The 10,782-nt window shown below is 70.6% G+C and carries 8 protein-coding genes and 1 rRNA gene; all 9 read left to right on the top strand.

Annotated features, from left to right (window positions below; all coding sequences use genetic code 11):
* Window positions 1–5: 5 nt before the first annotated feature.
* Window positions 6–122, top strand: a 5S ribosomal RNA gene (gene rrf, locus DTO57_RS00005).
* A gap of 131 nt (window positions 123–253) precedes the next feature.
* Entirely contained in the window at window positions 254–2,671 is a 2,418-nt protein-coding gene (locus DTO57_RS00010) for a primosomal protein (protein ID WP_114116207.1), read from the top strand.
* Entirely contained in the window at window positions 2,671–3,708 is a 1,038-nt protein-coding gene (locus DTO57_RS00015) for an HAD-IIA family hydrolase (protein ID WP_114116208.1), read from the top strand. Before DTO57_RS00010 ends, DTO57_RS00015 begins: the two co-directional genes overlap by 1 nt.
* Before the next feature lie 106 nt (window positions 3,709–3,814).
* Window positions 3,815–4,600: a TlyA family RNA methyltransferase gene (locus DTO57_RS00020; protein ID WP_114116209.1), complete on the top strand. Its 786-nt coding sequence runs from the start codon at window positions 3,815–3,817 to the stop codon at window positions 4,598–4,600.
* Between the two features lie 128 nt (window positions 4,601–4,728).
* Entirely contained in the window at window positions 4,729–5,682 is a 954-nt protein-coding gene (locus DTO57_RS00025; RefSeq protein WP_114117220.1) for an NAD kinase, read from the top strand.
* Between the two features lie 4 nt (window positions 5,683–5,686).
* On the top strand, window positions 5,687–7,372 hold the full coding sequence (recN, locus tag DTO57_RS00030) for a DNA repair protein RecN (RefSeq protein ID WP_114116210.1): 1,686 nt from the start codon (window positions 5,687–5,689) through the stop codon (window positions 7,370–7,372).
* A gap of 131 nt (window positions 7,373–7,503) precedes the next feature.
* Window positions 7,504–9,192, top strand: coding sequence for a CTP synthase (locus DTO57_RS00035; RefSeq protein WP_114116211.1), 1,689 nt, complete (start codon window positions 7,504–7,506; stop codon window positions 9,190–9,192).
* Window positions 9,189–9,752, top strand: coding sequence for an NUDIX domain-containing protein (locus DTO57_RS00040; RefSeq protein WP_114116212.1), 564 nt, complete (start codon window positions 9,189–9,191; stop codon window positions 9,750–9,752). The genes DTO57_RS00035 and DTO57_RS00040 overlap by 4 nt, the downstream gene beginning before the upstream one ends.
* Before the next feature lie 9 nt (window positions 9,753–9,761).
* Window positions 9,762–10,664 carry a site-specific tyrosine recombinase XerD gene (gene xerD / locus DTO57_RS00045; RefSeq protein WP_114116213.1) on the top strand — a complete coding sequence of 301 codons (903 nt, stop codon included), beginning with the start codon at window positions 9,762–9,764 and terminating at the stop codon, window positions 10,662–10,664.
* The last annotated feature ends 118 nt before the right edge of the window (window positions 10,665–10,782 follow it).

Here is a 10,782-nt window from a genome sequence, read left to right on the forward strand (position 1 = left end):
GTTGTTTCGGTGGTTTTAGCGAGAGGGAAACGCCCGGTCACATTCCGAACCCGGAAGCTAAGCCTCTCAGCGCCGATGGTACTGCAAGGGGGACCTTGTGGGAGAGTAGGACACCGCCGGACTTAACGTAAGACAAAAGGGTCGCCCAACGCTGGGCGGCCCTTTTGTGCGTTTGCGGTTTGGTTTAGGCTCGTAGGACGAGCGAAAAAATAACATGTGCGGGCGCTGCCCCGTCTGACATAGGGGAGTGGGCATGGCCACCGACGAGAACAACGACAAGAACGATCGCCGAGACGACGGCGACCGTCGTCCTCGGCGTGAGGCCGGCTCCGACGGTAACGGGGCTCCCCGTTCGGGCGGTCGCGACGGCGGCTATCGCGGCAACCGCGACGGCGGCTCGCGCGGCGGCTACCAGGGCGGCGACCGCCGCGAGGGCGGCTACCGCGGCAACCGTGGCAGCGATTCCCGCGGCGGCCGCTCGTATGAGCGTCGCGAGGGCGGCTATCAGGGGAACCGCGATGGCGGCGCCCGTGGTCCGCGCCGTGACGACGACCGTCGTGGCGGCTACCAGGGCGGCGACCGCCGTGAGGGGGGCTACCGCGGCAACCGCGACGGTGACTCCCGCGGTGGACGCCCCTACGAGCGCCGCGAAGGTGGCTACCAGGGCAATCGGGACGGTGCCCAGGGCGGCTACCGCGGCAACCGCGATGGCGGAAGCCAGGGTGCCCGCGGTCCGCGTCGCGATGACGACCGTCGTGGCGGCTACCAGGGCGGCGACCGCCGCGAGGGCGGCTACCGCGGCAACCGTGACGGTGACTCGCGCGGCGGACGCCCCTACGAGCGCCGCGAGGGCGGCTACCAGGGTGGCCGCGACGGTGCCCAGGGCGGCTACCGCGGCAACCGCGATGGCGGCCAAGGTGGATACCAGGGTGCCCGCGGCCCCCGCCGTGACGACGACCGTCGTGGCGGCTACCAGGGCGGCGACCGCCGCGAGGGCGGCTACCGCGGCAACCGCGACGGTGACTCGCGCGGCGGACGTCCCTACGAGCGCCGCGAGGGGGGCTACCAGGGGAACCGCGACGGCGGGTACCAGGGCAACCGTGGCCCGCGTCGCGATGACGACCGTCGTGGCGGCTACCAGGGCGGCGAGCGTCGTGAAGGCAGCTACCGCGGAAACCGCGATGGCGACTCCCGCGGGGGCCGCTCGTTCGACCGCCGTGACGGCGACCGCGATGGCGGCTTCCGCGGCCAGGGCCGCGACGACCGTCGTGGTGGATACCAGGGCGGCGACCGCCGCGACGGTGGCTACCGCGGCGACCGCGATGGATCCCGTGGGTACGACCGTCGCGACGACCGCGGTTACGGCCGCGACGACCGTTTCGACCGTCGCGACGAGCGCGAAGAGAACCCGCTGGCGCCGCACCGCGAGCGCATCGCGGATCCGATGCTGCCCGAGGACATCACGCCGAAGGACCTCGCGCCCGCGGCTCGCAACGAGCTGAAGACGCTGAGCATGGAGAACGCCGAGCGCGTCGCCCGCCACATGGCGATGGCCGCTCAGGCGATCGACGACGACCCGACGCTCGCTCACGAGCACGCCCAGGCTGCCATGCGTCACGCCGGCCGCGTCGCCGTCGTGCGCGAGACGCTCGCGATCACGGCCTACGCGACCGGTGACTTCGCGCTCGCGCTGCGCGAGCTCCGCACGGTGCGCCGCATCACGGGCCGCAACGACCACGCGGCGATGATCGTCGACAGCGAGCGCGGCGTCGGCCGCCCCGAGAAGGCCCTCGAGGAGGGTCGCTCGGTCGACCGCGAGGCGCTCCCCGTGGCGCAGCGCGTCGAGCTCGCGATCGCGATGTCGGGCGCACGCCTTGACCTCGGCCAGACCGAGCTCGCGCTGCACGAACTCGACATTCCCGAGGACGACCCCAACAAGGCGTACGAGTGGAGCGCCGGGCTGTTCGCGGCCCGCGCCGCTGTGCTCGAAGACCTCGGCCGTTCGGACGAGGCCGCTGAGTGGGCGCATCGCGCCGAGGTGGCGGCCGACGCCGTCGAGACGCGCCTCGCCGAGGACGACACCGTGACGGTGCACGAGATGCACGCCCGCGACCTCGGCCTCGACTGGGAGGACGAAGACGAGTACTTCGGCGACGACGAGGACGACCGCGACGAGCGCGACGCCGATGAGGCTGACGGTGACGTGACGGAAGCTGACGAGGCCGACGCGGACGAGGACGACGCTGATGAGGCTGGTGCCGACGGGGCTGACGACAACACCGACGAGACCGTCAACGACGCCTCGGACGCCGACGCCACTGACGTGACGGCGGCTGACGCCGCCGCATCGGAGGCCGCCGAGGCTGACGCGGACGCCGCGGAGTCCGAGGAAGCGGACGTCGAGGTTGCCGAGACCGAGGCCGAGGCGGAAGCCGACGCCACGGAAACCGAGCCCGAGGACGCCCCCGCGAAGTCGTCGAAGGACGACGAGAAGGCGGCCAAGAAGGCGAAGAAGGCCGCGAAGAAGGCGAAGAAGCTCGCCGACGCCGCGAGTATCGCCGACGACGCGTCGTTCGACCCCGCCGAGGGCGAGCCGACGATCGAGGACGAGGTGAGCGAGATCCTCGCCGAGGCAGGCATCACCGACGACGAGAACGGATCCGAGAAGTAATGGCATTGTTCGGCAAGAAGCTGCCCACCCCGCTCGACGGCGTCGACGTCGTGCTGGCCGACCTCGACGGCGTCGTGTACGCCGGCCCGGGGGCGATCCCGCACGCCGTCGAGAGCCTGAACCGCGCGGAGAGCGAGGGGCGCAAGATCGGGTTCATCACGAACAACGCTTCGCGCACCGACGCGTCGGTGGCGCAGCATCTTGCCGAACTCGGCCTGCACACGGTCGCGGACGACATCGTGACGAGCCCGCAGGCGGCCGTCACGCTGCTCGCGCAGAAGGTGCCGACCGGATCCACGATTCTGGTGGTCGGTGGCGAGGGTCTCGTCACCGAGCTCGAGAAGGCGGGCTACGTCGTCACGCGCAGCGCGGAGGATTCGCCCGCGGCGGTGCTTCAGGGCTTCAACCCCGACGTCGCGTGGACCGACCTCGCCGAGGCCGCCTACGCGCTGAAGACGCCCGAGGAAGAGGGCGGGATCCCGTGGATCGCGACCAACACCGACTGGACGATCCCGCGCGAGCGCGGCATCGCGCCGGGTAACGGCACGCTCGTCTCGGCGGTTCACACCGCGGTGGGTCGCCTCGCGACCGTCGCGGGTAAGCCCGAGGCGCCCATCTTCCACGCGGCGACGAAGCGATTCGGCGCCCAGAAGCCGCTGTTCATCGGCGACCGCCTCGACACCGACATTCAGGGCGCGCAGGCCGCGGGCATGGAATCGGTGCTCGTGCTCACGGGCATCGACCGCCCGAAGCAGGTTCTCGCGGCCCCGCCGCACTCGCGCCCGACCTATATCGTCGGCGACCTGCGCGATCTCTTCGAGCCGTACCCCGAGATCAAGCAGAAGAACCGCGTGACGACGGTCGGATCCGCGAAGATCCGCACGAGCGACGGCCCCGAGATCGAGATCCTCAGCGAGGGTGACAACCAGCTCGATCTGCTGCGCGCCGCAGCGCACGCGATCTGGTCGACCGACCGCGCGATCTTCGGCTTCCACGTTCCCGAGATCCTCTACCGCGACACGTTCCACCGGCAGTGATGATGGATCCGGAATCGATCGAGGAGCTACCGCTCGCCGAGCGCGCGGAGGCGTACCAGCGCGCGCACGACGAGCTCGCGAGCGAGCTCGAGCGGGATCCCGAGGAGTGAGCGCGCGCCTTGACGCCGAGCTCGCCGACCGCGGGCTCGCGCGCTCGCGCTCGAACGCGGCGCGCCTGATCGCCGACGGGCGCGTGCGCGTCGACGGCCGCGTCGCCGAGAAGCCCTCGCTGAGGGTTACGGCCGAACAGGTCATCGAGGTCGACGCCGACCACTACGTCAGCCGTGCGGCGCACAAGCTCATCGCGGGCCTCGACGGTTTCGGCATCGACGTTGCCGGCCGCACGGCGCTCGACATGGGCGCATCGACGGGCGGGTTCACGCAGGTGCTGCTCGAACGCGGGGCGGTGCGCGTCGCCGCCGTCGACGTGGGCCACGACCAGCTCGCCGACGAGATCCGAGACGACGCGCGCGTGAGCACCGTCGAGGGCTACAACGTGCGCTACATGACGCGGGCGTCGCTCGCGGAGGAGAGCGGGATCGACGCCGCCCCGTCCATCGTGACGGGCGACCTCTCGTTCATCTCGCTCTCGCACGTGCTTCCGGCGGTGAAGGCCGTCATGGCGGCCGACGCCGACGTCGTGCTGCTCGTGAAGCCGCAATTCGAGGTCGGCCGCACCGGGATCCGCGGGGGCATCGTCGTCGACGACGCGCGCCGCGAGGCCGCCGTCGCGGGCGTGCTGGCGGAGGCCGAGTCGCTCGGCTTCGTCGTGCACGGCCTGCTGCCGTCGCCGGTCGAGGGCACCCACGGCAACCGCGAGGCGCTCCTTCACCTGCGCGCCGACGGCGAGGCGCGCGACTGGGCCGACGAGATCCGCGGTGCGGTGCGATGACCGGATATCTCCGCGGCGAAGCTGAACGTTCTTCGAACATTTAGACGAATCGCCGACGCGAGCGCCGCATCAGCCCCGGGATCCGACACAATGGGAACCACCTGGCCTCAATGCAGATGGGATGGCTGATGACGAAGCGCAAGATCCTGGTGGTCGCACACGCTCACCGTGACGACACGGTCGAGGCGGCGGTTCGCGTGGTCGACACCCTCGTGCGCTCCGGTGCCGTTCCGGTGATGGACGCCGAAGACCGCGCCGACCTCTCGGTTCTTGCGCCTGTGCTGTCCGACGTCGCCGTTCTCGGCGACGACGTGCCGCTCGACGAGGTCGATCTCGCGGTCGTCCTGGGCGGCGACGGCACGATCCTCCGCGCGGCCGAGCTGGTGCGCGAGGGAACGGCGCCGGTGCTCGGCATCAACATGGGCCACGTCGGCTTCCTCGCCGAGATCGACCGCGACGACATGGACGCGGCGGTCGCCCGCGCGATCGCCGGCGACTACGAGGTCGAGGAACGCCTCGCCCTCGCGGTTAAGGTGCGCGATGGTCACGGCGATGTCGTCTTCGAGAGCTTTGCCCTCAACGAGGTGACGGTCGAGAAAGACAGCCCCGGCCGCATGATCGAGGTCGTGCTCGAGATCGACCGCCGACCGCTATCGAGCTTCGGCGCCGACGGCGTCGTGATCGCGACGCCGACCGGATCCACCGCCTACGCCTTCTCGGCGGGCGGCCCCGTGGTGTGGCCGACGGTGCAGGCCATCACGGTCGTGCCGATCTCAGCCCACGCCCTCTTCGCACGTCCCCTCGTCGTTGGCCCCGAGCACGCCGTGGCGCTCGAGCTGCAGCGCTCGCCCGGAGTGGGGGGCGTCGTCTGGTGCGACGGCCGGCGCAGCTTCGCGCTGCCAGCCGGTGCCCGCGTCTCGGTGCGCCGCTCGCCCGTTCCGGTGCGGGTCGCGCGCCTGCACCCCGCGGCCTTCACCGACCGCCTCGTGCGCAAGTTCCAGCTGCCGGTGCAGGGGTGGCGCGGGCCGAACGGGTCGATGCAAACGACCTCGATCAATATCGTGAAGCCGAAGGCGGAGTGACGTCGTGATCGAACAGATGCACCTGACGGGGCTCGGCGTCATCGCCGACGCCGTGCTGCCGATGGGCCCGGGCTTCACCGCCATCACGGGCGAGACCGGCGCCGGAAAGACCATGGTCGTGACGGGGCTCGGGCTGCTGATGGGGCAGCGCTCCGATAGCGGCACCGTGCGCTCGGGCGATAGCCAGGCCGTCGTCGAGGGCATCTGGAACGTGCCCGCCGAGGGGCGCATCGCCGACCGCGTGCGCGAGGCGGGTGGCGAGCTCGAACCGGCCGGCAAGGGCCGCGGCGAGCTGTACCTCTCGCGTACGATCGCGGCCTCGGGCCGCAGCCGCGCATCGGTCGGCGGGCGCAGCGCCCCCGCGAGCGTCCTCGCCGACCTCGCCGAGATGCTCGTGGCCGTTCACGGCCAGACCGACCAGCTGCGCCTCAAGTCAACGGCCGAGCAGCGCATCACCCTCGACCGCTTCGGCGGCGACCTCGTGCGCGACGCCCGCTCGGCGTTCCGCACGGCATACGACACGTTCACGCGCATCGACCGCGAGCTCACCGAGCTCATCACCGAGCGCGACGCACGTGCCGCCGAGGCCGAGCGCCTGCGCGTGGCGCTCACCGAGATCGAGCAGACGGCGCCGGTCGCGGGGGAGGACACCGACCTCGCCGCCCGCGCCGAGCGCCTCGCGAACGCCGAGCAGCTCCGCGAGGCCGCGATGCTGGCCCGCGAGGCGCTGTCGAGCGAGGAGGGCGAGGGCGACGTGTCGACCCTGCTGAGCGAGGCGCGCCGCGGGCTCGACCGCGCGACGGATCCGGCCCTCGGCCCGATCGCGCAGGCGATCGACGAGATCAGCTACCGCATCGGCGACCTCGCAGTCGAGCTGTCGAGCTACCTCGCCGACCTCGACGAGCAGGGCCCGACCGAGCTCGCCGCCGTCGAGGAGCGCCGGGCGGTGCTCGCCGACCTCTCGCGCAAGCACGGATCCCTCGACGACGCGATCGCGCTGCTCGAGAGCGGATCCGCTCGGCTCGCGGAGCTCGACGACGACGGCGACCGCATCGAGCGGCTCGCCGCCGAGCGCGACACCGCGCGGGCCGACCTCGACCAGGCCGCCGGCCGGCTGAGCGCCGAGCGGCGCACGGCCGCGGCTCGCCTCGGCGAGCTCGCGACGGAGGAGCTGCACGCGCTCGCGATGCCCAACGCCACGCTCGTCGTCGACGTGGCCGATGGCCCCGAGACCTCGCACGGGCGCGACATCGTGTCGTTCCTGCTCGCCCCGCACCCCGGCGCCGAGCCGCGCATCGTCTCGAAGGGCGCGTCCGGCGGCGAGCTCAGCCGCGTCATGCTCGCGATCGAGGTCGTGGTCGCGGCGACGGATCCGGTGCCGACGTTCATCTTCGACGAGGTCGACGCCGGCATTGGCGGCGCGGCCGCGATCGAGGTCGGCCGCCGCCTCGCGAAGCTCGCCGAGAAGTCGCAGGTCATCGCCGTGACGCACCTCGCCCAGGTGGCCGCCTTCGCGGGCAACCACCTGAGCGTCGTGAAGTCGCACGACGGATCCATTACCTCGTCGAGCGTGACGCGCCTCGAGGGCGCCGAGCGCGAGGCCGAGATGGCGCGCCTGTTGAGCGGCATGGCCGACAGCGAGGCGGCGCTCACGCACGCCCGCGAGCTGCTGGGCGTCGCGGCGGGATGACGGATCCGAGGCGGGCGGGTTCTCCCGTCGGAAGCGACGGGTGAGTATGCTCGTGCTCAGTGCTTTCTCAGCGTGCGACCCAGCCGCACACATCTGGAGCCCGGACTCGGGGGATAGGATTGAAGCCCGTGATGCAGACTTCTGACGCGGCGAATACCAACACCATAACCAAGCAGATTTTCGTAACGGGTGGTGTCGTCTCCTCCCTCGGCAAGGGGCTCACCGCCGCCAGCCTGGGAAACCTTCTGACGGCTCGCGGACTGCACGTCGTGATGCAGAAGCTCGACCCGTATCTCAACGTCGACCCGGGAACGATGAACCCGTTCCAGCACGGTGAGGTCTTCGTGACCGACGACGGCGCCGAGACCGACCTCGACATCGGACATTACGAGCGCTTCCTCGACGTGAACCTCTCGCAGGCTGCGAACGTGACGACCGGCCAGATCTACTCGAAGGTCATCGAGCGCGAGCGTCGCGGCGAGTACCTCGGCGACACCGTGCAGGTCATCCCGCACATCACCGACGAGATCAAGCGCCGCATGCGCCTGCAGGCCGAGGCCGAGCGCAAGCCCGACGTCATCATCACCGAGGTCGGCGGCACCGTTGGCGACATCGAGTCGCAGCCCTTCCTCGAGGCGGCGCGCCAGCTGCGCCACGAGCTCGGCCGCGGCAACGTCTTCTTCGTGCACGTCTCGCTGGTTCCCTTCATGGGCGCCTCGGGCGAGCAGAAGACCAAGCCGACCCAGCACTCCGTCGCGGCGCTGCGCCAGGTGGGCATCCAGCCCGACGCGCTCGTGCTGCGCAGCGACCGCCCGGTGACCGAGTCGAACCTCAGCAAGATCGCCCTCATGTGCGACGTCGACGCCGACTCGGTCGTCAACACGGTCGACCTGCCGAGCATCTACGACATCCCGACGACCCTCAACACGCAGGGTCTCGACAGCGTCATCATCAAGAAGCTCGGCCTCGACGACAAGGCCGACGAGGTCGACTGGACCCGCTGGCAGCGCGTGCTCGACGCCGTGCACCACCCGAAGCACGAGGTCACGATCGGCCTCGTCGGCAAGTACATCGACCTGCCCGACGCCTACCTGTCGGTCACCGAGGCCATCAAAGCCGGCGGCTTCGCGCACGGCGCGAAGGTCGGGATCCGCTGGATCCCCTCCGACCTCTGCGAGACCGAAGAGGGCGCGCGCGAGAACCTCGCCGACCTCGACGGCATCGTCGTTCCCGGTGGCTTCGGCATTCGCGGCATCGAGGGCAAGCTCGGCGCGCTGAAGTTCACGCGCGAGCAGGGCATCCCGACGCTCGGCATCTGCCTCGGCATGCAGGGCATGGTCATCGAGTACGCGCGCAACGTCGCGGGTCTCGCCGGCGCGAGCTCGACCGAGTTTGACCCCGAGACGCTCACCCCCGTCATCGCGACGATGCAGGAGCAGGTCGAGATTCTCGACGGCGGCGACCTGGGCGGCACCATGCGCCTGGGCCTGTACCCGGCGAAGCTCGCCGAGGGTTCGATCGCGGCCGAGGTGTACGGCTCGACCGAGGTGCAGGAGCGTCACCGCCACCGCTACGAGGTCAACAACCGCTACCGCGACCAGATCTCGGAGGCCGGCCTCGTGTTCTCGGGCCTGAACCCCGGCCTCGACCTCGTCGAGTTCGTCGAGCTGCCCCGCGACGTGCACCCCTACTACATCGCGACGCAGGCTCACCCCGAGCTGCGCTCGCGCCCGACCGAGGCACACCCGCTGTTCCGCGGCCTCATCGGCGCGGCGATCGAGCGCGCGAGCTCGAGCGAGCTGTTCGAGGTCGCTGAGTGACGAACCTCCGCGACGAGCCCTTCGAGGTCGACGTCACCCGCAGTGACGTCGTCTACAACGGCTACGTGTGGGATGTCCGCGAAGACACGTTTCGCTACGGCAACGCGTCGCTCGTGCGGCACTACCTCGATCACCCCGGCGCGGTCGCCGTCGTCGCGATTGACGACGACGACCGGGTCCTGCTGATCCAGCAGTACCGTCACCCGATCCGCACGCGCGATTGGGAGATCCCCGCGGGGCTGCTCGATGTTAAGGGCGAGGATCCCCGCGACGCCGCGGCGCGCGAGCTCGCGGAGGAGGCCGACGTCGAGGCCGACCACTGGGAGGAGCTCGGCAACTATGCCGTCTCGCCCGGCGGATCCGAGGAGTTCGTGCGCATCTTCCTCGCGACGGGCGTGCGCTCGACGGGCGAAACCTTCGACCGTGACGACGAGGAGGCCGACATCCGCAAGGCGTGGGTTCCCCTCACCGAGGTGCTCGACGGCATCGCCGAGGGGCGCCTGCACAACGGCATCATGACGATCGGCGTGCTCACCGCCGCGCGCCGCCGCGGCATCTAGCCACCCGTCATGCGGCTCGATCGGGCGATCGACAGCTATCTGCGCCACATCTCGATCGAGCGTGGGTTGAGCGACAACACGGTGGCGGCGTACCGGCGAGATCTCGCCGGCTACGCCGCCTGGCTCGCCGGGCGCGACATCGCCGACGCCGATGACGTCTCGCCCGAGACGGTGCGCGAGTTCGCCGAGCACGCCGCGACGGCGGATCCGCCTCCCGCGGCGAGCTCGCTCGCGCGGCTCCAGTCGTCCGTTCGCGGGCTGCACCGTTTCCTCGCCCGCGAGGGCGAGGCGGTCGCGGATCCGACGACGAAGCTCGTGCCGCCGAAGCAGCCCCAGAAGCTACCGAAGGCGCTCACGATCGAGCAGGTCGAGGCGCTCCTCGACGCGCCGAGCGCGGAGGATCCGATCGGGATCCGTGATCGCGCCCTGCTCGAGCTGCTCTACGCGACCGGCGCGCGCGTGAGCGAGGCCATCAGCCTCGACGTCGACGACATGCGCCACGGCGACATCCTGCGCCTTCGCGGCAAGGGCAATAAGGAGCGCATCGTGCCGCTCGGATCCTTCGCCCGCGCGGCCATCGACGCGTACCTCACGCGGGTGCGCCCGGAGCTCGCGGCGAGGGGATCCGCGACGCCGAAGCTCTTCCTCGGCGCACGGGGCCGGCCGCTGTCGCGGCAGAGCACGTGGCTCGTCATCCAGGCGGCCGCCGAGAAGGCGCAACTGACGGCGCACGTCTCACCGCACACCCTGCGGCACTCGTTCGCGACGCACCTGCTTCAGGGCGGAGCCGACGTGCGCGTCGTGCAGGAGCTGCTCGGTCACGCCTCGGTCGCGACGACCCAGATTTACACGCACGTGTCGGCCGATACGCTGCGGGATATGTATCAGAGCGCGCACCCTCGGGCGGTGTAATTCGGCGCCGCGAGATCGTCGTATCGGCGGATTATTACGGTAAGGACATCATCCTTCCGGGGGATGTGGCGTTATGAATATCCTGTCAATGTAGGTATGAGATAGGCCCATACTTCCC

The sequence above is a fragment of the Microbacterium sorbitolivorans genome (assembly GCF_003327285.1).
In the GTDB taxonomy this organism is placed as follows: Bacteria; Actinomycetota; Actinomycetes; order Actinomycetales; family Microbacteriaceae; genus Microbacterium; species Microbacterium sorbitolivorans.